Source organism: Streptomyces sp. NPDC052773, from assembly GCF_044547145.1.
Lineage (GTDB): Bacteria > Actinomycetota > Actinomycetes > Streptomycetales > Streptomycetaceae > Streptomyces.
In genome coordinates, this window is sequence record NZ_JBITZX010000007.1 from 249,863 (window position 1) to 269,789 (window position 19,927).

The 19,927-nt window shown below is 73.1% G+C and carries 19 protein-coding genes and 1 tRNA gene; 13 read left to right on the forward strand and 7 right to left on the reverse strand.

The window, feature by feature from the left end; genetic code table 11:
- The first annotated feature begins 373 nt into the window (after positions 1-373).
- The 4 genes from ACIG0D_RS18465 to ACIG0D_RS18480 all read left to right on the forward strand — a co-directional run bounded on the left by ACIG0D_RS18465 (position 374) and on the right by ACIG0D_RS18480 (position 3,657).
- Positions 374-457: transfer RNA gene (locus ACIG0D_RS18465), tRNA-Leu, on the forward strand.
- A gap of 362 nt (positions 458-819) precedes the next feature.
- A complete protein-coding gene (locus tag ACIG0D_RS18470) occupies positions 820-2,262 on the forward strand; it encodes a DUF2252 domain-containing protein (protein ID WP_399801731.1) in 1,443 nt (480 codons plus the stop codon).
- 146 nt (positions 2,263-2,408) lie between these two features.
- Positions 2,409-3,242, forward strand: a complete 834-nt coding sequence (locus ACIG0D_RS18475; RefSeq protein ID WP_399801733.1) for a hypothetical protein — start codon at positions 2,409-2,411, stop codon at positions 3,240-3,242.
- A gap of 85 nt (positions 3,243-3,327) precedes the next feature.
- Positions 3,328-3,657 carry a rhodanese-like domain-containing protein gene (locus ACIG0D_RS18480; RefSeq protein WP_399801987.1) on the forward strand — a complete coding sequence of 110 codons (330 nt, stop codon included), beginning with the start codon at positions 3,328-3,330 and terminating at the stop codon, positions 3,655-3,657.
- 151 nt (positions 3,658-3,808) lie between these two features.
- On the opposite strand, the gene ACIG0D_RS18485 is transcribed toward ACIG0D_RS18480, so the two are convergent.
- From ACIG0D_RS18485 to paaA, 5 genes are read right to left on the reverse strand one after another with little or no spacing between them, the layout of a single operon-like run.
- Entirely contained in the window at positions 3,809-4,867 is a 1,059-nt protein-coding gene (locus ACIG0D_RS18485; protein ID WP_399801735.1) for a 2Fe-2S iron-sulfur cluster-binding protein, read from the reverse strand.
- On the reverse strand, positions 4,867-5,400 hold the full coding sequence (gene paaD, locus ACIG0D_RS18490) for a 1,2-phenylacetyl-CoA epoxidase subunit PaaD (RefSeq protein WP_399801737.1): 534 nt from the start codon (positions 5,398-5,400) through the stop codon (positions 4,867-4,869). The genes ACIG0D_RS18485 and paaD overlap by 1 nt, the downstream gene beginning before the upstream one ends.
- Complete coding sequence (gene paaC / locus ACIG0D_RS18495) at positions 5,394-6,116, reverse strand: 1,2-phenylacetyl-CoA epoxidase subunit PaaC (protein WP_399801740.1); 723 nt, start codon at positions 6,114-6,116, stop codon at positions 5,394-5,396. The genes paaD and paaC overlap by 7 nt, the downstream gene beginning before the upstream one ends.
- Positions 6,113-6,400 carry a 1,2-phenylacetyl-CoA epoxidase subunit PaaB gene (paaB, locus tag ACIG0D_RS18500; protein WP_399801742.1) on the reverse strand — a complete coding sequence of 96 codons (288 nt, stop codon included), beginning with the start codon at positions 6,398-6,400 and terminating at the stop codon, positions 6,113-6,115. Before paaB ends, paaC begins: the two co-directional genes overlap by 4 nt.
- A complete protein-coding gene (paaA, locus tag ACIG0D_RS18505; RefSeq protein WP_399801744.1) occupies positions 6,397-7,416 on the reverse strand; it encodes a 1,2-phenylacetyl-CoA epoxidase subunit PaaA in 1,020 nt (339 codons plus the stop codon). Before paaA ends, paaB begins: the two co-directional genes overlap by 4 nt.
- Positions 7,417-7,755: 339 nt before the next feature.
- Between paaA and ACIG0D_RS18510 the strand changes: the two genes are divergently transcribed.
- Genes ACIG0D_RS18510 through ACIG0D_RS18520 form a run of 3 tightly spaced genes read left to right on the forward strand, consistent with a single transcriptional unit; the run spans position 7,756 to position 10,800 of the window.
- Positions 7,756-8,682, forward strand: a complete 927-nt coding sequence (locus ACIG0D_RS18510; RefSeq protein ID WP_399801746.1) for a DUF5819 family protein — start codon at positions 7,756-7,758, stop codon at positions 8,680-8,682.
- Positions 8,679-9,893: an HTTM domain-containing protein gene (locus ACIG0D_RS18515; protein ID WP_399801748.1), complete on the forward strand. Its 1,215-nt coding sequence runs from the start codon at positions 8,679-8,681 to the stop codon at positions 9,891-9,893. The genes ACIG0D_RS18510 and ACIG0D_RS18515 overlap by 4 nt, the downstream gene beginning before the upstream one ends.
- Before the next feature lie 10 nt (positions 9,894-9,903).
- Positions 9,904-10,800, forward strand: coding sequence for a TrmH family RNA methyltransferase (locus ACIG0D_RS18520; RefSeq protein WP_399801750.1), 897 nt, complete (start codon positions 9,904-9,906; stop codon positions 10,798-10,800).
- On the opposite strand, the gene paaN is transcribed toward ACIG0D_RS18520, so the two are convergent.
- The gene (paaN, locus tag ACIG0D_RS18525; protein ID WP_365756957.1) at positions 10,797-12,488 is read right to left on the reverse strand and encodes a phenylacetic acid degradation protein PaaN; all 1,692 of its coding nucleotides are present in this window, start codon (positions 12,486-12,488) and stop codon (positions 10,797-10,799) included. The two genes, ACIG0D_RS18520 and paaN, sit on opposite strands and share 4 nt — an antisense overlap.
- A 160-nt stretch (positions 12,489-12,648) precedes the next feature.
- Here paaN and ACIG0D_RS18530 point away from each other — a divergent pair, with 160 nt between their 5' ends.
- The 3 genes from ACIG0D_RS18530 to ACIG0D_RS18540 all read left to right on the forward strand — a co-directional run bounded on the left by ACIG0D_RS18530 (position 12,649) and on the right by ACIG0D_RS18540 (position 15,385).
- The gene (locus ACIG0D_RS18530) at positions 12,649-14,166 is read left to right on the forward strand and encodes a 3-hydroxyacyl-CoA dehydrogenase (protein ID WP_399801754.1); all 1,518 of its coding nucleotides are present in this window, start codon (positions 12,649-12,651) and stop codon (positions 14,164-14,166) included.
- Positions 14,163-14,753 (forward strand): TetR/AcrR family transcriptional regulator, encoded by a 591-nt coding sequence (locus tag ACIG0D_RS18535; RefSeq protein WP_399801757.1) that lies wholly within the window; start codon positions 14,163-14,165, stop codon positions 14,751-14,753. Before ACIG0D_RS18530 ends, ACIG0D_RS18535 begins: the two co-directional genes overlap by 4 nt.
- A gap of 335 nt (positions 14,754-15,088) precedes the next feature.
- Complete coding sequence (locus ACIG0D_RS18540) at positions 15,089-15,385, forward strand: hypothetical protein (RefSeq protein ID WP_399801758.1); 297 nt, start codon at positions 15,089-15,091, stop codon at positions 15,383-15,385.
- Between the two features lie 18 nt (positions 15,386-15,403).
- On the opposite strand, the gene ACIG0D_RS18545 is transcribed toward ACIG0D_RS18540, so the two are convergent.
- A complete protein-coding gene (locus ACIG0D_RS18545) occupies positions 15,404-15,904 on the reverse strand; it encodes an Lrp/AsnC family transcriptional regulator (RefSeq protein WP_399801760.1) in 501 nt (166 codons plus the stop codon).
- Between the two features lie 191 nt (positions 15,905-16,095).
- Between ACIG0D_RS18545 and pdhA the strand changes: the two genes are divergently transcribed.
- The 3 genes from pdhA to ACIG0D_RS18560 are packed head-to-tail and all read left to right on the forward strand — an operon-like array spanning position 16,096 to position 19,864.
- Positions 16,096-17,232, forward strand: a complete 1,137-nt coding sequence (pdhA, locus tag ACIG0D_RS18550) for a pyruvate dehydrogenase (acetyl-transferring) E1 component subunit alpha (RefSeq protein WP_399801763.1) — start codon at positions 16,096-16,098, stop codon at positions 17,230-17,232.
- Positions 17,229-18,233, forward strand: a complete 1,005-nt coding sequence (locus tag ACIG0D_RS18555) for an alpha-ketoacid dehydrogenase subunit beta (protein WP_399801765.1) — start codon at positions 17,229-17,231, stop codon at positions 18,231-18,233. Before pdhA ends, ACIG0D_RS18555 begins: the two co-directional genes overlap by 4 nt.
- Positions 18,233-19,864 carry a 2-oxo acid dehydrogenase subunit E2 gene (locus ACIG0D_RS18560; protein WP_399801768.1) on the forward strand — a complete coding sequence of 544 codons (1,632 nt, stop codon included), beginning with the start codon at positions 18,233-18,235 and terminating at the stop codon, positions 19,862-19,864. The genes ACIG0D_RS18555 and ACIG0D_RS18560 overlap by 1 nt, the downstream gene beginning before the upstream one ends.
- The last annotated feature ends 63 nt before the right edge of the window (positions 19,865-19,927 follow it).

Here is a 19,927-nt window from a genome sequence, read left to right on the forward strand (position 1 = left end):
GCTGGTTCCCCCTGTCAGCGTGGTCGGCGGTGCCGACGAGTGTCGAACGGGCGCCGATGCCTGCGAGGTTCCCTTCGGAGCCCCCTTCGAACTCCTGGCAAGGATCGTAGAGGGGGTCGCAAACAAGTGTCCCGCACCGGACTGTGGACTCCGCCCGGCACCTGGGCAGACGGCCGGGACCGGTACGAGGTTGATACGTGACGGCCACGGCCCGGGGCCGGAGTACGACGCGGCCAGGGGCGGAAACGGGGTGAGGACGGGGTGGACAGGGGGTGCCGGGAACGGATGTGAATCCACCCCGGACAGCGTGCTAATGTTCTGCGTGTCGAAAGGCGCCGGGCCGAAAGGAACGGAGCCGGAGGACACACCCAATGCGCGGGTGGCGGAATAGGCAGACGCGCTGGATTCAGGTTCCAGTGCCCGCAAGGGCGTGGGGGTTCAACTCCCCCCTCGCGCACAGCTGGAAGCCCCGCAGGTCTCGGACCTGCGGGGCTTTTGCGTGTTCAGGGTCACATCAGTCATATCGAGGGTCTCACCGGCGGGGCGGTGTGATCGATGTCTCAGGTCGCGGTGGGGCGGGTCCCGGGGCGCCGTGTGGCGTCGTGCAGGTCGTGGGGTGGCGTGCAGCGGGGCGACGACGCGGGGCGTGCGGCGTGGTTTCCCGGGGGAGCGGGCAGCGGCTCGTCCCCGGATGGGGTGGGTGGGTTGTCCACAGCTGCGCGGTCGTCCACAGGGGCTGACGCGGGGTCCTCGGGCGGTTGTACGGTCGGCACGAACCGATGCAGGGGCGGGTGCCGTGAGGACGGGGAGGCGGTCGGTATGACCGAGGTGGCTGAGCGGGGCAAGGACGGGGCTGAGCAGGGCGGACGCGGTGCCGGGCGGAGGCTGCCCCGGGTGCGGGGATTCGCCGAGTGGCCCACGCAAGGGTCGCCCAAGGAGGAGGGCAAGGCGCTGCGGGAGCGGGTGCCGCGGCGGGCGCACGCGCTGCTCGCGTTGGACGCCTCCCGCCCGGACGCGGTGACCGCGGTCGAGGAGTCCAGCCGCGACCGCATACCCGAGCTGGCGCCACTCAGGGTCGGCCGGATGGCGGCCACACCGTTCGCCTTCCTGCGCGGCACGGCCGGACTCATGGCGTACGACCTCGCGCACACTCCCGTCACCGGGATCGGCGCCCAGATATGCGGCGACGCCCACGCGGCCAACTTCGGTCTCTACGGTGACGCGCGCGGCGGCCTGGTCATCGACCTCAACGACTTCGACGAGACGGTGCACGGCCCCTGGGAGTGGGACCTCAAGCGGCTGGCCGCCTCCCTGGTGCTGGCCGGCCGGGAAGCGGGCGCCGACGAGGACATATGCCGCGCGGCGGCCCATGACGCCGTGGGCGCCTACCGCCGCACCATGCGGCTGCTGGCGAAACTGCCGGTACTGGACGCGTGGAACGCCATCGCGGACGAGGAACTCGTCTCCCACACCGACGCCCACGATCTGCTCGGCACCCTGGAGCGGGTCTCGGAGAAGGCACGGGCCAACACCAGCGGACGGTTCGCGGCGAAGTCGACGGAGCCGACCGAGGACGGCGGGCGCCGGTTCGTGGACGCGCCGCCCGTGCTGCGCCGAGTGCCGGACGCGGAGGCCGCGGTGGTCGCGGCGGCGCTGGAGGAGTACACGGCCACCCTGTCCGAGGACCGGCTGCCGCTGCTCGCCCGGTACGCCGTGCACGACGTGGCGTTCCGCGTGGTCGGCACGGGGAGTGTCGGCACGCGCTCGTATGTCGTCCTGCTCCTGGACCACCGCGGGGAGCCACTGGTGCTCCAGGTGAAGGAGGCCCGGGCTTCGGCGCTGCTGCCGTATCTGCCGACGGCCGGATTCGAGGCCCCCGCGGTGGATCACGAGGGGCGGCGGGTCGTCCTCGGCCAGAAGCGGATGCAGGTCGTCAGCGACATCCTGCTGGGCTGGACGACGGTCGACGGCCGGCCCTTCCAGGTCCGCCAGTTCCGCAACCGCAAGGGCAGCGTGGATCCCGCCGCCCTAGCCGCCGACCAGATCGACGACTACGCCCGCATGACCGGCGCCCTGCTGGCCCGCGCCCACTCCCACAGCGCCGACCCGCGCCTGATCGCCGGGTACTGCGGCAAGAACGAGGAGCTGGACGAGGCGATGGCCGCGTTCGCGGTCACCTACGCCGACCGCACGGAGGCGGACCACGCGGAGCTGGTGGCCGCGGTGCGAGCGGGGAGGGTCGCGGCGGAGGTGGGGGTGTGATGTCGGTTGGGTGGTGAGGCTTGAGGCCTATGGGAGACGGTGGGAGGTAATCGGCGGGAGGGGTGGGAGGGAGGGGGGAGGGGAGGGAGGGGGAGCCCCCCCAGGGACGGGATGGAGGGGTGGTGGTGTTGGCCTACGCTGGTCGGGTGACCACCCCGGAAGCTGAGCAGCCCCAGTCCGTGTCGGCCGATGGTGCGCAGGCCCGGCCCGAGGAGCGGCTGGAGAGGGCCGTGCGGGCGGCCGAGCAGGCGCTGATCGAGTTCGAGATCGCGGTGGAGACGTTCCGCGTCGAGGTGGAGAACTTCTCCCGGCTGCACCATCAGCGGCTCGGCCCGATGTACGCCCGCCTGGAAGAGCTGGACGCGGAGATAGCCGAGGCCAGGGCCGCGCTGAGCGGCGATCCCGAGGATTTGCGCAGGGCACAGGAGCTGCGCGCACGGGTGATGCCGATGCCGTCCGTGGAGGAGCTGTTCCACGGGTGGATGGACGGCCACGGGCTGTTCCCCGAGGCCGCCGCCATGCTCACGGACCAGCCGGTGCGGCCCCCGCAGCGGGTGCGCCCCAGCGAGGAGGCCCGTCGGCTCTACCGCGAGCTGGCCCGCAAGGCCCACCCCGACCTGGCGCAGGAGGAGGGCGAACGGGCGCGGCGCGAGGAGTTCATCACGCGCGTGAACGCCGCCTACGCCCGTGGTGACGAGGCGCTGCTGAAGGAGCTGGCCGAGGAGTGGGCGGCCGGTCCGGTGCCGAAGGAGCAGTTGCCGAGCCGCAGCGAGGAGCTGTACGCCCGGTTGGACTGGCTGGCCCGGCGCAAGGAGCTGCTCACGGTGGTCGCGCGGGAGCTGGAGGAGAGTGCGATCGGCGCCATGCTGCGGCTCGCGCCGGACGACCCCGACCGGCTGCTCGACGAGATCGCCGAGCAGCTGCTGGCGGAGGTCGCCCAGCGGGAGTCCGAGCTGGCGGCACTGCGGGCGCGGCGCTGAGCCGGCGGCCGGATCGGTGTGGGCCGGCCCGCGTGGTCCGCGGCGCTGTTCCGGTAGCGTCGGGAGCATGAATTTCGGAGCTGGGGTGCCCACGGTGCAGGTCACCGACCTGAAGGACGACGACTTCCTGCTGGACGTCCGTGAGGACGACGAGTGGCAGGCGGGTCACGCCGAGGGAGCGCTGCACATCCCCATCAGTGAGTTCGTGGCGCGCTACGGCGAGCTGACCGAGGCGGCGCCGCAGGACGGCCGCGTGAACGTCATCTGCCGCTCCGGCGGCCGCTCGGCCCAGGTCACCATGTACCTCGCCCAGCAGGGCGTCGACGCCGTGAACGTCGACGGCGGCATGCAGGCGTGGGAGGCGGCGGGCCGTCCCGTCGTGAACGACGAGGGACAGCCGGGCTACGTGCTGTAGCCGAGGCGTTTCCGCTCGGCCTTCGGCCGGGTGTCCCCCGCGCCGCAGGGGAGCTGCCGGGCGCGGGTGCCTGGACCGAGGGGCGCCCGGCGCGCGTGTGCCTCAGCCGAGCGGGCGCCCGGCCCGCGGGTGTCTGAGGAAACGGAACGGCTCAGCGGTCGAAGTCCAGCTCCACCCGTTCCGTCACCGGATGGGACTGGCAGGCCAGCACGTATCCGGCTTCCGTTTCCTCCGCCTCCAGCGCGTAGTTGCGGTCCATGCGTACCTCGCCGGAGACGAGGAAGGCCCGGCAGGTTCCGCAGACCCCGCCCTTGCAGGCGTACGGCGCGTCGGGCCGGTTGCGCAGCACCGTGTCCAGCAGGGACTCGCCGTCCTGTACGGGCCAGGTGCCGCCGCGGCCGTCGAGCCGGGCCGTGACCGTGCTGTGCGTGGGGGCGGATCGCGGCGGGGCGGTGCTCGCGCCGGCGTCGACGTGGAAGATCTCCTCGTGGATCCGGGCGCGCGGCACCTGGAGGTCGCGCAGGGCTCGCTCCGCGCCCTGGACGAGGCCGAACGGCCCGCACAGGAACCATCCGGCGACCTCCGCCACCGGCAGCAGCGCGGGCAGCAGGCCGGTGAGGCGTTCCCGGTCGAGTCGTCCGGAGGGCAGGCCCGCCTGCTGCTCCTCGCGGGAGAGCACCGTGACCAGTTGCAGCCGCTCGGGGTAGCGGTCCTTCAGGTCGGCGACTTCTTCAAGGAACATCGTCGAGGCGGTCGTCCGGTCGCTGCGGATCAGGCAGAAGCGGGCGTCGGGCTCGCGGGCGAGCAGTGTGGAGACGATCGACAGCACCGGGGTGATGCCGCTGCCGCCGACGATCGCCGCGTACAGGCCGGGCGCGGGGTACAGGGTGAAGCGGCCGGCGGGGGTCATGACCTCCAGCTCGTCCCCGATGTTGATCTCCTTCAGCGCGTACGTCGAGAACGCGCCGCCCTCGACCATCCGCACCCCGACGCGCAGTTCGCGGGGGCCGTCGGCGTCGGGTGCGGGGGAGCAGATCGAGTAGGTGCGCCGGATCTCCGTACCGTCCACGGTGCGGCGTAGCGCCAGGTGCTGGCCGGGGGCGTGCCGGTACTCGTCGCGCAGTTCCGGGGGGACGGCGAGGGTGAGGGCCACGGCGTCGTCGGTGAGCCGGTCGACCGCGGTCACCCGGAGTGTGTGGAAGCGGGCCATCACAACTCCTTGAAGTGGTCGAACGGTTCACGGCAGGCGAGGCAGCGGCGCAGCGCCTTGCAGGCGGTGGAGGAGAAGCGGCTGAGCAGTTCGGTGTCGGCGGAGCCGCAGTGCGGGCAGCGGACGGGGTCGTTGTCCGTCTCGGCCGGGCGGGCGCGGGTGGGGCCCAGGGTGACGGGGACCGGTCCGCGGGAGCGGTGGGCGCGGGGCGGGGCGATGCCGAACTCGCGCAGTTTGCGGCGGCCTTCGTCGGTGATGTCGTCCGTGGTCCAGGCGGGTGTGAGCACGGTGCGGACGGTGACGTCGCGTATGCCGTGCTCGTGGAGCACCCGCTCTATGTCGAGCGACATGGTCTCCAGGGCGGGGCAGCCGGTGTATGTGGGGGTCAGTTCGACCTCGACGGTGTCGGCGTCGTGGACGTGCACCGCGCGCAGGACGCCCAGTTCGCGCAGGGTGAGCACGGGTAGTTCGGGGTCGGGGACCGAGCCGGCGAGTTCCAGCAGTTCCGCTTCCAGCGGGGTGATCGTCACCATGACGCCCCCGGGTGGCTGCGGTGCAGGTGCTGCATCTCGGCGAGCATCCGCCCGAAGGGTTCGGTGTGGATCCCTTCCCGGCCCGCGCCGGCCGACCAGGCGCCGGTGCGGGGGCCTTCGGGCACGGTCAGGGTGGCCTGGCGCAGTACCTCGCCGACGGACTCCAGCCAGGCCGCGTCCAGCGCCGTCCCGTCCACGTCGAGGCCGTCCACGGGGCGGAACATCTCGCCGGTGAACCGCCACAGGGCGTCGCAGGCCCGCTGCATGCGGGCGTGGCTCTCCTTCGTGCCGTCGCCGAGGCGCAGGGTCCACTGTTCGGCGTGGTCGCGGTGGTAGGCGACTTCCTTGACGGCCTTGGCGGCGAGTCCGGCGAACGGGCCGTCGCCTGCGGCCAGGCGGTCGTAGAGCAGATGCTGGTACGTCGAGAAGTACAGCTGGCGGGCGATGGTGTGCGCGAAGTCGCCGTTGGGTTGTTCCACCAGCTGGAGGTTGCGGAAGGCGCGTTCCTCGCGCAGGTACGCGAGTTCGTCCTCGTCGCCAACCATCGACAGCAGTACGCGGGCCTGGCCGAGCAGGTCGAGGGCGATGTTGGCGAGGGCGACTTCCTCCTCGAGGACGGGGGCGTGGCCGGCCCATTCGCTGAGCCGGTGGGAGAGGACCAGGGCGTCGTCGCCGAGGGCGAGGGCGGCCGTCGTGGGGACCGTGCTGGTCGTCACAGGTGCTGCACCCCCTCCGGGATCTCGTAGAACGTCGGGTGCCGGTACGGTTTGTCGGCGGCCGGGTCGAAGAACGGGTCCTTCTCGTCGGGTGAGGACGCGGTGATCGCCGCGGACGGCACGACCCAGATGGAGACGCCTTCGCCGCGCCGGGTGTAGAGGTCGCGGGCGTTGCGCAGGGCCAGTTCCGCGTCCGGTGCGTGCAGGCTGCCGGCGTGGGTGTGGGACAGGCCCCGGCGCGAGCGCACGAAGACTTCCCACAGGGGCCAGTCGGTGGTGGTCATGCCCGCGCCTCCTCGCGCTCGGCGGTGTGCTTGGCCGCGTACGCCGCGGCTGCCTCGCGGACCCAGGCGCCCTCTTCGTGGGCGCGCCTGCGCTGGGTCAGGCGCTGTTCGTTGCACGGCCCGTTGCCCTTGAGGACCTCCCAGAACTCGGTCCAGTCGATCGGGCCGAAGTCGTAGTGCCCCCGCTCCTCGTTCCACCGCAGGTCCGGGTCGGGGAGGGTGAGGCCCAGGGACTCGGCCTGCGGGACGCAGATGTCGACGAAGCGCTGGCGCAGCTCGTCGTTGGAGTGCCGCTTGATCTTCCAGGCCATGGACTGGGCCGAGTGCTGTGACTCGTCGTCGGGTGGGCCGAACATCATCAGGGACGGCCACCACCAGCGGTTCACCGCGTCCTGGGCCATCTCGTGCTGTTCGGGGGTGCCGCGGCTGAGTGCCAGCAGCAGTTCGTATCCCTGGCGCTGGTGGAAGGACTCCTCCTTGCAGATGCGGACCATGGCGCGCGCGTACGGGCCGTAGGAGCAGCGGCACAGGGGGACCTGGTTGGTGATGGCCGCGCCGTCCACCAGCCAGCCGATGGCGCCGACGTCGGCCCAGGTCAGGGTGGGGTAGTTGAAGATCGACGAGTACTTCTGGCGGCCCGCGTGGAGCTTGTCCAGCAGTTCGTCGCGGCTGGTGCCGAGGGTTTCGGCCGCGCTGTAGAGATACAGGCCGTGGCCCGCTTCGTCCTGGACCTTGGCCATCAGGATGGCCTTGCGGCGCAGCGAGGGCGCGCGGGTGATCCAGTTCGCCTCCGGCTGCATGCCGATGATCTCGGAGTGGGCGTGCTGCGCGATCTGCCGGACGAGCGTCGCGCGGTAGGCGTCGGGCATCCAGTCGCGCGGCTCGATGCGCTCGTCGGCTGCCACCGCGGCGTCGAAGACGCGCTGGTACGCGGCGGTGTCGCCGGTGTCTTCGGCGGTGTCCCGTGTGCCGTACGCCTGACCGCGGGCCGTGTGCTGCGCGGCTGCTGTCGCCATGAGGTCCCCCTCGACCTGGGCTCCGCGAGGAGCAAGCTCCCGACCGATCGTTCGGTTCGTGCGCTTCCATGGTGAGACGGGCGCCGTATGGTGTCAACCGCTGTGGATAACCTGCGGCGGTGGCTGTGGACGACGGATGCGGCCGGCCGAAGGGGGCTGTGCCCGGCGGGCGCCGCTGAGTAGCGTTCGCCTGCGGGCGCCGCGGGCGCGGTGTGCGCGGGGCGGTGACGGCTCGGCGACGACACCGCGAGGCACCTCGCCGCCCGGCGCCACAGCGGATACGAGGCTTCGCGGACAGGCGGGCGGAGAAGACGGACCGGAATCGGGAAACGGGGCGGAATGGACGCGCAGGGCGGCGCAAGGGACGCGTACGAGGAAGGCGCGGTTGTTCCGGTCGGACGGGGCGACGGGGCCGAGGTGGCCGGCACGGCCGACTCCGGTGACTCGGCTGACTCGGTCCGAGAGGCCCGCTCGGCCGATCACCTCCGGCCGGAGGGCGGCTCCTCCCCCAGCCCCCACGACGCGCGGAGCACGAGCCCCAGTCCCAGCCCGCCGCCCCCTCCTCCCCCCGAAGCCGTTCCGCCCGCCGACCCGGACGGCGCCGGCCCGGGTGCCCCGCGTACCGGCGTCGCCGCGCTCTCCCTGCGCTACCAGATCGCCGTCGCTCTGGCGCTCGCCGTCGTCGCGGCGACCGTCTGTGTGCACCTGGGGATGGTGTTCCTGCACGTCGCGCCGTCGAACACGGTGACCAAGGCGCACGGCGAGGCGATCGACGACTGGATCTATCCGGAGTTCGAGCAGAACTGGAAGCTGTTCGCGCCGAACCCGCTCCAGCAGAACATCGCCGTCCAGGTCCGCGCCCAGGTCCGCACGGCGGACGGTGCCACCCGCACCACCGGCTGGTACGACCTGTCCGCCGAGGACGGCCGGGCCATCGACGGCAATCTGCTGCCCAGCCACACCCAGCAGAACGAACTGCGCCGCGCGTGGGACTTCTACACCGCCACGCACGGCGGCGGGAACCAGGCCACCGCCCCGCGCGGCGCGCTCGCCGAGACGTATCTGCGCCGGATCGTCGTGCTGCGTCTGCACCGCGCGGAGGCGGCCGGGCCGGGCGGCGAGATAGAGCGCGTGCAGGTCCGCTCCCGCACCACGCCCGTGCGCCCGCCGAAGTGGAGTGACGAGCGGATCTCGCTGAAGCCGGTCTACCGGGAGCTGTCCTGGTGGACGGTGCCGGCGGACGAGTCCCGGGGAGGTGCCGGGTGAATCGCTTCGCCCTCGGGCTCTCCGGCGCCATCGCCCGCGTCACCGAGTCCGCCCTCGGCCCGTACCAGACCGCCGTGATCCGTATCGGCTTCGCCGCGACCTGGCTGCTGTTCCTGCTGCGTGAATTCCCGCACCGCGCGGAGCTGTACGGCCCCGACGGGCCGTGGAGCTGGCGTCTCGCCGACGAGCTGATCGGGCAGAACGGCGCCTTCACGCTGCTGATGTGGTCCGGCGGGCGGGTCTGGTTCGAGATCGTCTACGGCTTCGCCGTCCTGGCCGCCCTGCTGCTGATGCTGGGCTGGCGGACCCGGACCACGTCCGTGCTGTTCATGGTGGGCGTGCTGTCGCTGCAGAACCGCAGCGTCTTCATGGGGGACGGCGGCGACAACGTCGTGCACCTCATGTGCATCTACCTGGTCTTCACGCGCTGCGGCCGGGTCTGGTCGCTGGACGCGCGCCGGGCCCGACGCGCCGAGGAGGCCCACGCGCGCGGGGAGGCGTTCCCGGACCGGACCGGGCCCGCGCTGTGGGCCGTACTGGGGCTGGCGCTGGCCGCGGCCACCGCGCTGGGCCGCGTCGACGGCGACCCGATGGTGCCCTCGCTGCTGTGGGGCTGCCTGCTGGCACAGGCCCTGTGGTGGCTGGTCGGCCGCTACGCGCGGACCGCGCAGCCGCGGATCCTGCTCGACGTGGTCGCCAACATCCTGCACAACGGCGCCCTGCTGGTGATCATGGCCGAGGCGTGTCTGATCTACGCCACGGCCGGCTGGTACAAGATCCAGGGCTCCCGCTGGCAGGACGGCACCGCCGTCTACTACCCACTCCACCTGGACTACTTCTCCCCCTGGCCCGCCCTCGCCGACGCGCTGGCCGCCAGCGGCACCATGGTGATGCTGGTGACGTACGGGACGGTCCTGGTGCAGGTGGCCTTCCCGTTCACGCTGCTGCACCGGCGGCTGAAGAACGTGCTGCTCGCCGTCATGATCACCGAGCATGTGGTGATCGCCGTGGTCCTCGGGCTGCCGTTCTTCTCGCTGGCGATGATCGCGGCGGACGCGGTGTTCCTGCCGACGACGTTCCTGCGCTGTCTGGGCGGCTGGGCGGAAGCCGCGCGGGACCGGCTGTTCTCCCGCGCGGACCGTACGCCGGAGCCCGGCCCGCCCGTCCCGGAGCAGCCCGAGCCCAGCCACGCGGGTTCCCCGGCCACGTAGGCTGCACGGCATGAACGACCCCGCGAGCCACTGGCACAGCGGTGACCCCAGGCACAGCGGCTCCGCCGGTTCCGCGAGCCACGGCCACAGCGGCCCCGTCGGCGCAGCGCCCCACAGCGCCTCCGCCGGCCCCGCCCGCCGCGGCCACAGCGGCTCTGCCGACCCCGTAGCCGCCTGGCACCGGCTGGCCGGCTCCTGCGTGCTGCTGGACGGCTTCCACGCCCTCAAGCACGCCGTCCGCTTCGGCGCCGAGATCCCCGTGGCGGTCGCCGCCGACCGGGGTGCCGCGCTCGCCCTCGCCGAGGAACTGGCCCCGGACGTACGTCCGGGGCTGGACGCGCTGCTCACCGAGGTCCCGGAGTCGGCATACGCCGCGCTCGTGCCGCGCCCGCATCCCACCGCCGTGGCGGCCCTCGCCGTACGGCCGTCCCGCGCGGCGAACCTCGAGCGGCTGGCGCACACGCCGCGCACCGCCCCCGTGGTCGTCCTCGACAACCCCCGCAACCTCGGCAACGCGGGCGCGGTGATCCGGCTGGCCGCCGGGTTCGGCGTGACCGGTGTGGTCACCACCGGCACCCTCGACCCCTGGCATCCCACGGTGGTGCGCGGCGGCGCCGGGTTGCACTTCGCGACCGCGGTGGAGCGGCTGGACGTGGCCGAGCTGCCGCCGGGCCCGGTGTTCGCGCTGGACCCGGAGGGCGACGACCTCCGGGGCGTGAAGCTCCCGGACGACGCCGTCCTCGCCTTCGGCTCCGAGCGCAGCGGGCTGTCCGCCGAGCTGCGCGCGCGGGCGGGCCATCTGCTGTCCCTGCCGATGCGTCCCCAGGTCTCCAGCTACAACCTCGCGACCAGCGTCGCCATGACGCTGTACCACTGGAGCCTGGGGAGCGTCGGGAGCGCCGGCTAGGCCTCGCGCCGGACTTCCACCACGCGGAAGCGGTTCGCCACGAACGCGCCGTCGGTGAGGGCGGCGTTCGCCGCCGGGTTGCCGCCCGAGCCGTGGAAGTCGGAGAAGGCGGCGGTCTGGTTGACGTACACCCCGCCGGTCAGGTTGAGGGACAGCTGGGCGGCCTCCTCCAGGCAGACCTCCTCGACGGCCCGCTCGAACTCCTCGTCGGTGGTGTACGCGCCGACCGTCATGGCGCCCTTCTCGCGGACCGTGCGGCGCAGCAGCTCCAGCGCGTGGGCCGGCGAGTCGACGGCGACGGCGAAGGAGACCGGGCCGAAGCACTCGCTCATGTAGGCGGCCTCGTCGTCCGGCTTGGCGCCGTCCAGCTTGACGATGACCGGGGTGCGCACGACCGCGTCCGGGAAGTCGGGGTTGGTGACCTCGCGGGAGGCCAGCGCGACCTCGCCGAGCCCGGCGGCGGCCTCCAGGCGGGCCTTGACGTCGGGGTTGACGATCGCGCCGAGCAGCGCGTTCGCGCGGGCGTCGTCGCCGAGGAGGCCGTCGACCGCGCGGGCGAGGTCGGCGACCACCTCGTCGTAGGTCTTGGGGCCCTGGTCGGTGCGGATGCCGTCGCGGGGGATGAGCAGGTTCTGCGGGGTGGTGCACATCTGGCCGCTGTACAGCGACAGGGAGAACGCCAGGTTGGACAGCATTCCCCGGTAGTCGCCGGCCGACTCCACGACGATCGTGTTGACGCCGGCCTTCTCGGTGTACACCTGCGCCTGGCGGGCGTGGGTCTCCAGCCAGTCGCCGAAGGTGGTGGAGCCGGTGTAGTCGATGATCCGGATCTCGGGGCGGGTCGCGAGGGTCTTGGCGATGCCCTCGCCGGGCCGTTCGGCGGCCAGGGCGACCAGGTTCGGGTCGAAGCCGGCCTCGGCGAGCACCTCCCGGGCGGTCTTCACGGTCAGCGCGAGCGGCAGCACCGCGCGGGGGTGCGGCTTCACGAGGACTGCGTTGCCGGTGGCGAGGGACGCGAACAGGCCCGGGTAGCCGTTCCACGTGGGGAAGGTGTTGCAGCCGATGACCAGGCCGATGCCGCGCGGGACGGGCGTGAACCGCTTGGTCAGCGCCAGCGGGTCGCGCTTGCCCTGGGGCTTGGTCCACTCCGCGGTGCCGGGCGTGCGGACCTGCTCCGCGTACGCGTACGCCACCGCCTCCAGGCCGCGGTCCTGGGCGTGCGGGCCGCCCGCCTGGAACGCCATCATGAACGCCTGGCCGGAGGTGTGCATGACCGCGTGCGCGAACTCGTGCGTCCGGTCGCTGATCCGCTTGAGGATCTCCAGGCACACCACCGCGCGCAGCTCCGGGCCCGCGTCGCGCCACGCGCCCTGGCCGGCCTTCATGGCGGGCAGCAGCACGTCGACGTCCGCGTGCGGATACTCCACGCCCAGCTCGATGCCGTACGGCGAGACCTCACCGCCCACCCAGCCGTCGGTGCCGGGCTGGCCGAGGTCGAGGCGGGTGTTCAGGACGGCGTCGAAGGCGGCCTTGCCCGCCGCCGCGTCCAGACTGCCGTTCTCGCCGTAGGCCTTGGGGTGTTCGGGGTGCGGCGACCAGTACGCGCGCGTGCGGATGGCCTCCAGTGCCTGGTCCAGGGTGGGCCGGTGCTGGGCGATCAGCTGGGGCGCGGTGAGTTCGGCGGCCATGCGGGACCAACTCCTCGTCTCAAGAGCTCCTCGTCGAGCTCATGACCTGGGCAAAGCCATGGGCAGGATCAGGACGACAGAGTTAGAGTAACCGAACGATCGGTCGGGACAAGGGGGTCCGCCGCATCTGTGGAAAACCCCGTGCGGGAGGATCGCGCTCATGACAGCACTCGACCTCAGCAGCCCCGTGGCCGTCGTCGGCACCGGCACCATGGGTCAGGGCATCGCCCAGGTGGCGCTGGTCGCGGGCCATCCCGTACGGCTCTACGACGCAGCTCCCGGGCGCGCCGCGGAGGCGGCGGCGGCGATCGGCGCCCGCCTCGACCGGCTCGTCGAGAAGGATCGCCTCACCGGCGCCGACCGGGACGCGGCCCGCGCCCGGCTGCGCCCCGTCGACGGCCTCGCGGAGCTCGCCGACTGCGCGCTGGTCGTGGAGGCCGTCCTCGAGCGGCTGGACGTCAAGCAGGAGCTGTTCCGCGCGCTGGAGGACGTCGTCGCCGACGACTGCCTGCTCGCCACCAACACGTCGTCCCTGTCGGTGACCGCCATCGGCGGCGCCCTGCGCAACCCCGGCCGCTTCGTCGGCCTGCACTTCTTCAACCCCGCTCCGCTGCTGCCGCTGGTCGAGGTCGTCTCCGGGTTCGCCACCGACGTCACGTCGGCCACGCGCGCGTACGAGACGGCCCGCGCCTGGGGCAAGACGCCGGTCGCCTGCGCGGACACCCCCGGCTTCATCGTCAACCGCATCGCGCGGCCCTTCTACGCCGAGGCGTTCGCGGTCTACGAGTCCCAGGGCGCCGACCCGGCCACGATCGACGCGGTGCTGCGCGAGTCGGGCGGCTTCAGGATGGGCGCCTTCGAACTGACCGACCTCATCGGGCAGGACGTCAACGAGTCCGTCACGCACTCCGTGTGGCAGTCCTTCTTCCAGGACGTGCGGTTCGCCCCGTCGCTCGCCCAGCGCCGGCTGGTCGAGTCCGGCCGGCTCGGCCGCAAGAGCGGGCAGGGCTGGTACGACTACCGGGACGGCGCCGAGCGGCCCGAACCGCACACCGCGGAGGCCGCCGAGCCGCCCGCGTACGTCGTCGCGGAGGGCGAACTGGGCCCCGCGTCCGAGCTGCTGCCCATGATCCGCGAGGCGGGCGTCCAGGTCCGCGAGGAGGCCGAGGACAACGGCACCCGCCTGGTGCTGCCCAGCGGCGGCCAGCTCGTCCTCGCCGACGGCCAGACCTCGGCGGAGTTCCGCGACGTCGTTTACTTCGACCTCGCCCTCGACTACCGCAAGGCGAGCCGGATCGCCCTGTCCGCCTCCCAGGACACCAACCCGCAGACCCTCGCCGAGGCCACCGGCCTCTTCCAGGCGCTCGGCAAGAAGGTCAGCGTCATCGGTGACGTCCCCGGCATGATCGTGGCCCGCGCGGTGGCCCGGATCATCGACCTCGCGTACGACGCCGTCGCCAAGGGCGTGGCCACCGAGGAGGACATCGACACCGCGATGCGCCTCGGTGTCAACTACCCTCTGGGTCCCTTCGAATGGAGCCGCCGGCTCGGCCGCAGCTGGGCCTACGACCTCCTCGACGACCTGCACCTGCGCGATCCGTCCGGCCGCTACGCGCCGTCCCTCGCGCTGTACCGCCACGCGTACGCCACCGACAAGCGGGAGGGCAGCAGCTCATGACCACCGCCAGGCGCGACACGTACACCCCGGAGACCCTGCTGTCGGTCGCCGTCCAGGTCTTCAACGAGCGCGGCTACGACGGCACCTCGATGGAGCACCTGTCCAGGGCGGCGGGCATCTCCAAGTCGTCGATCTACCACCATGTCGCCGGCAAGGAGGAGCTGCTGCGCCGGGCCGTCAGCCGGGCGCTGGACGGGCTCTTCGGGATCCTCGACGAGGAGCACGCGCGCGTGGGGCGTGCCGTCGACCGCCTGGAGTACGTCGTCCGGCGCATGGTCGAGGTGCTGACGGCCGAGCTGCCGTACGTCACGCTGCTGCTGCGGGTGCGCGGCAACACCGGTACCGAGCGGTGGGCACTGGAACGCCGCCGCGACTTCGACCACCGGGTCGCCGAGCTGCTGAGGGCGGCGGCGGCCGACGGTGACGTGCGCGGCGACGTGGAGTTCCGGCTGGCGACCCGGCTGGTCTTCGGAATGATCAACTCCATCGTGGAGTGGTACCGCCCGGACGGCCGCGGCGCGGGCGCGCGCGAGGTCGGTGACGCGGTGGTCAGGCTGGTCTTCGACGGGCTGCGCCGGGCGGACTGAGGCGGCACCGGCATCGGCACCGGGTGGACTGGCGGGGTGCCGGGTGGGGCGCCGGGTGGGGCGGACGTACGCGGCATCCGTGCGAGGCGGACGCACGCGGCGCCCAAGTGAGGCGGACGTACGCGGCGGCCGGGTGAGGCGCACGGGAAACGGCGCCACGAGCGAGGCGGACCACCACGGCGCCCCGAGCGAGCGCGAAACCAGGCCCCCGCGCGGGACACACCATCGTCGCGACGGGACACACCGACGCCGCGCGCGGGCTGAGTACGGGTGCCCAGTCGGACTGAGTACGCGCCCCCATGCCGGACCCGGCGTGCGCTGATGGCATGGGGCGCATGTCCGACACCGACGCGCCCTCCCCCTCCGCCGGCCACCGGACGTGGTGGCGGGCGCCCCTCGTGGCGTCCGTGCTCGCTCTGCCGCTCGTCGTGCTGGCGCACTGGCTCGGCCCGGGCCCGTTCAGGGGCGCACTCCACTGCGCCGTCGGGCTGCTCGTACTGGCCTGGGTGCTGCCCCGGCGGCGATCCCTGCGAGCACTGCGGATCACGGCGGGCGTGGCCGCGATCGGCTGCGCGCTGGCGCCGTTGGCGTTCCTGCTCCTGCTGGGCCTGGCCTGGGGCGCCTGGGACTGACGACCGCGCGGGAGCCGCTCAGCCCTGCGGCTCCAGGTCCTCCTCCTCGAAGACCAGCAGGGTGCGGGTGGACAGCACCTCCGGGATGGCCTGGAGGCGGGTGAGGACCAGTTCGCGCAGGGCCCGGTTGTCGGGGGTGTGGACCAGCAGCAGGACGTCGAAGTCGCCGCCCACCAGGGCGATGTGCGAGGCGCCGGGCAGCTGCCGCAGCTGTTCGCGGACCGTGCGCCAGGAGTTCTGGACGATCTTCAGGGTGATGTACGCGGAGGTGCCCTGCCCGGCGCGCTCATGATTCACGCGCGCCCCGAAGCCGCGGATGACGCCGTCCTCGACGAGCCGGTTGATGCGCGCGTAGGCGTTGGCGCGCGAGACGTGCACCCGCTCGGCCACGGACCGTATGGAGGCGCGGCCGTCCGCCTGGAGCATCCGCAGGATGTCCTGGTCGATGGCGTCGAGGGGACGGGGCGGCGGGAGGGGCGCGCCGGTACCGGCGAACTCGGCCATTTGTTCAGGTGCCATGTCCCCCCGCCTCCCTACCATGGACGTACTGCGTTCATCTCAAGCTGTGCAGAACCGTTTGTCCACAGCCTGGACCCGCCTGTAGCCAAAATGTGCCGTCGACCGAACAATCGGTAGGTGAGGCGCGTCACAGACGCCGCGCCTCTCGAAGCCGCTCCCACGAGGAGCCGCTCCCACGAGGAGGTGCCGTCATGACGGTCATGGAGCAGCGGGGCGCTTACCGGCCCACACCGCCGCCCGCCTGGCAGCCCCGAACCGACCCCGCGCCGCTGCTGCCCGACGCGGAGCCGTACCGCGTCCTCGGCACCGAGGCGGCGGCGAAGGCCGACCCCGAGCTGCTGCGCACGCTCTACGCCCAGCTGATCCGCGGCCGCCGCTACAACGCGCAGGCCACCGCCCTCACCAAGCAGGGCCGGCTCGCCGTCTACCCGTCCAGCACCGGCCAGGAGGCCTGCGAGGTCGCCGCCGCGCTCGCCCTGGAGGAGCGCGACTGGCTCTTCCCCAGCTACCGCGACACCCTCGCCGCCGTCGCCCGCGGCGTGGACCCCGTCGAGGCCCTGACCCTGCTGCGCGGCGACTGGCACACCGGCTACGACCCGCACGCCCACCGCGTGGCCCCTCTCTGCACCCCCCTCGCCACCCAGCTCCCGCACGCCGTCGGCCTCGCCCACGCCGCCCGCCTCAAGGGCGACGACGTGGTCGCGCTGGCCATGGTCGGCGACGGCGGCACCAGCGAGGGCGACTTCCACGAGGCACTGAACTTCGCCGCCGTCTGGCAGGCCCCCGTCGTCTTCCTCGTCCAGAACAACGGCTTCGCGATCTCCGTCCCGCTCGCCAAGCAGACCGCCGCCCCGTCCCTGGCCCACAAGGCCGTCGGGTACGGCATGCCGGGCCGCCTGGTCGACGGCAACGACGCGGCGGCCGTGCACGAGGTGCTGACCGAGGCCGTACGGCACGCCCGCGCGGGCGGCGGCCCCACCCTCGTGGAGGCCGTGACGTACCGCGTCGACGCCCACACCAACGCCGACGACGCCACCCGCTACCGCACCGACGACGAGGTCGAGACCTGGCGCGCGCACGACCCGATCCAGCTGCTGGAGCGGGAGCTGACCGCCCGCGGCCTGCTCGACGAGGCCGCGATCCAGGCCGCGCGGGACGACGCCGAGGCCATGGCCGCTGATCTGCGCGCCCGGATGAACCAGGACCCCGTGCTCGACCCCATGGACCTGTTCGCCCACGTCTACGCCGAACCCACCACCCAGCTGCGCGAGCAGCAGGCCCAGTTGCAGGCCGAGCTGGCGGCGGAGCAGGAAGGGGCCCACCGATGACCACCGTCGCCGTCAAGCCGGCCACCATGGCGCAGGCCCTCACGCGCGCGCTGCGCGACGCCATGGCCGCCGACCCGTCCGTGCACGTCCTCGGTGAGGACGTCGGCACGCTCGGCGGCGTCTTCCGGGTCACCGACGGACTCGCCAAGGAGTTCGGCGAGGACCGCTGCACCGACACCCCGCTCGCCGAGGCCGGCATCCTCGGCACCGCCGTCGGCATGGCGATGTACGGGCTGCGGCCGGTCGTCGAGATGCAGTTCGACGCCTTCGCCTACCCCGCGTTCGAGCAACTGCTCTCGCACGTCGCGAAGATGCGCAACCGCACCCGCGGCGCGATGCCCCTCCCGATCACCATCCGCGTCCCCTACGGCGGCGGCATCGGCGGCGTCGAGCACCACAGCGACTCCTCCGAGGCGTACTACATGGCGACCCCGGGCCTCCACGTCGTCACACCCGCGACCGTCGCCGACGCCTACGGCCTGCTGCGCGCCGCCATCGCCTCCGACGACCCGGTCGTCTTCCTGGAGCCCAAGCGGCTGTACTGGTCGAAGGACTCCTGGAACCCGGAGCAGCCGCAGCACGTTGAACCCATCGGCCGCGCGGTGGTGCGGCGCTCCGGCCGGAGCGCCACGCTGATCACGTACGGCCCGTCGGTGCCCGTGTGCCTCGAAGCCGCCGAGGCCGCGCGGGCCGAGGGGTGGGACCTCGAAGTCGTCGACCTGCGCTCGCTGGTGCCGTTCGACGACGAGACGGTCTGCGCCACGGTGCGGCGGACCGGGCGGGCGGTCGTCGTCCATGAGTCCAGCGGGTTCGGCGGGCCGGGCGGGGAGATCGCCTCCCGGGTCACCGAGCGCTGCTTCCACCACCTGGAGGCGCCGGTGCTGCGTGTGGCCGGATTCGACATCCCCTATCCGCCGCCCATGCTGGAGCGGCATCATCTGCCCGGCGTCGACCGGATCCTGGACGCCGTGGCGCGTCTGCAATGGGAGGCCGAGAGCTGATGGCACAGGTGCTGGAGTTCAAGCTCCCCGACCTCGGCGAGGGGCTCACCGAGGCGGAGATCGTGCGCTGGCTGGTGCAGGTCGGCGACGTCGTCGCCGTCGACCAGCCGGTCGTCGAGGTCGAGACGGCCAAGGCGATGGTCGAGGTCCCCTGCCCCTACGGCGGTGTGGTCACCGCCCGCTTCGGCGAGGAGGGCACCGAACTGCCCGTTGGGGCGCCCCTGATCACCGTCGCGGTCGGCGCCGACCCGGCCTCCGATCAGGCCGCTCCCGCCACTTCGGCCGGCGAGGCCGCCCCGGCCTCCGGGGCCGACGCCGAGGCGCCCGGCCGTCCGGCCGACGCCACCGCCGAGGCGTCGCGCAAGAGCGAGGGCTCCGGCAACGTCCTCGTCGGCTACGGCACGGGCGCACCCCCGGCCCGCCGCCCCCGGGTCCGGCCCCAGCCGCCGGGGACGGCCACGCCCTCGCCGGCCCCGGCCGGGCGGGACGATGTCCACGGCGACCGCGTCAACGGCGGTCGTGCCGACGGCGACCGCGTGAACGGCGACCGCGTGAACGGCGATCGCGTCAACGGTGGCGCGGACGGCCTCAACGGCAACGGCCACGGTGACCGCCTCAGCGGCGAGAGGGACCGCGCCGACGGCAGCGGCGACCGCGTCCACGGTGACGGTCCGATCCCCGTGATCTCCCCGCTCGTCCGCCGCCTCGCCCGCGAGAACGGACTGGACCTCAGGGAGCTGACCGGCTCCGGCCCGGATGGGCTGATCCTGCGCGCGGACGTGGAGTACGCGCTGCGCGCCGCCGCCGCGCAGGGCGGCCGTACGACGGCTCGGCAGCCCGAGCCGCAGACCCGCGTGGCCTCCCAGCCCTCCGCGACGACCCCCGCCGCCTCCGTCCCCGCCGGCTCTCCGGCCCAGGCCCCGGCGGCCCCGGCCCTCGGCGGAGGCACCCGCGTCCCCCTCCGGGGCGTGCGCGGCGCCGTCGCCGACAAGCTGTCCCGCAGCCGGCGCGAGATTCCGGACGCCACCTGCTGGGTGGACGCCGACGCGACCGAGCTGATGCGGGCCCGGGCCGCGATGAACGCCGCCGGGGGACCGAAGATCTCCCTGCTCGCCCTGCTGGCCCGGATCTGCACCGCCGCCCTCGCCCGCTACCCGGAGCTGAACTCCACCGTCGACATGGCGGCCCGGGAGGTCGTCCAGCTCGACCACGTCCACCTCGGCTTCGCCGCGCAGACCGAGCGGGGCCTCGTCGTCCCCGTCGTCCGGGACGCGCACGCCCGCGACGCCGAGGGCCTGACCGCCGAGTTCGCCCGGCTGACCGAGGCGGCCCGGGCCGGGACCCTGACACCGGCGGACCTGACCGGCGGCACCTTCACGCTGAACAACTACGGCGTGTTCGGCGTCGACGGCTCCACGCCGATCATCAACCACCCGGAGGCGGCCATGCTCGGCGTCGGCCGGATCGTCCCCAAGCCGTGGGTGCACGAGGGCGAACTGGCCGTCCGCCAGGTCGTCCAGCTCTCGCTCACCTTCGACCACCGTGTCTGCGACGGCGGCACGGCCGGCGGCTTCCTGCGCTACGTCGCCGACTGCGTCGAACAGCCGGCGGTGCTGCTGCGCACCCTGTGACGCGCTCACCCCTCGCGGCCACCCCTGTCCACATGCTGTGCACGGGGGTGGCAACGATCTTTC

Bases quoted from the DNA above. Each gene is read 5' to 3' on its own strand.
- ACIG0D_RS18470 (WP_399801731.1), top strand. From the start codon at position 820: ATGACCGAGGTGGCTGAGCGGGGCAAGGACGGGGCTGAGCAGGGCGGA.
- ACIG0D_RS18485 (WP_399801735.1), bottom strand. From the start codon at position 4,867: ATGGCCCGCTTCCACACACTCCGGGTGACCGCGGTCGACCGGCTCACC.
- paaD (WP_399801737.1), bottom strand. From the start codon at position 5,400: ATGGTGACGATCACCCCGCTGGAAGCGGAACTGCTGGAACTCGCCGGC.
- paaB (WP_399801742.1), bottom strand. From the start codon at position 6,400: ATGACCACCACCGACTGGCCCCTGTGGGAAGTCTTCGTGCGCTCGCGC.
- paaA (WP_399801744.1), bottom strand. From the start codon at position 7,416: ATGGCGACAGCAGCCGCGCAGCACACGGCCCGCGGTCAGGCGTACGGC.
- ACIG0D_RS18510 (WP_399801746.1), top strand. From the start codon at position 7,756: ATGGACGCGCAGGGCGGCGCAAGGGACGCGTACGAGGAAGGCGCGGTT.
- ACIG0D_RS18520 (WP_399801750.1), top strand. From the start codon at position 9,904: ATGAACGACCCCGCGAGCCACTGGCACAGCGGTGACCCCAGGCACAGC.
- paaN (WP_365756957.1), bottom strand. From the start codon at position 12,488: ATGGCCGCCGAACTCACCGCGCCCCAGCTGATCGCCCAGCACCGGCCC.
- ACIG0D_RS18530 (WP_399801754.1), top strand. From the start codon at position 12,649: ATGACAGCACTCGACCTCAGCAGCCCCGTGGCCGTCGTCGGCACCGGC.
- ACIG0D_RS18535 (WP_399801757.1), top strand. From the start codon at position 14,163: ATGACCACCGCCAGGCGCGACACGTACACCCCGGAGACCCTGCTGTCG.
- ACIG0D_RS18540 (WP_399801758.1), top strand. From the start codon at position 15,089: ATGTCCGACACCGACGCGCCCTCCCCCTCCGCCGGCCACCGGACGTGG.
- ACIG0D_RS18545 (WP_399801760.1), bottom strand. From the start codon at position 15,904: ATGGCACCTGAACAAATGGCCGAGTTCGCCGGTACCGGCGCGCCCCTC.
- pdhA (WP_399801763.1), top strand. From the start codon at position 16,096: ATGACGGTCATGGAGCAGCGGGGCGCTTACCGGCCCACACCGCCGCCC.
- ACIG0D_RS18555 (WP_399801765.1), top strand. From the start codon at position 17,229: ATGACCACCGTCGCCGTCAAGCCGGCCACCATGGCGCAGGCCCTCACG.
- ACIG0D_RS18560 (WP_399801768.1), top strand. From the start codon at position 18,233: ATGGCACAGGTGCTGGAGTTCAAGCTCCCCGACCTCGGCGAGGGGCTC.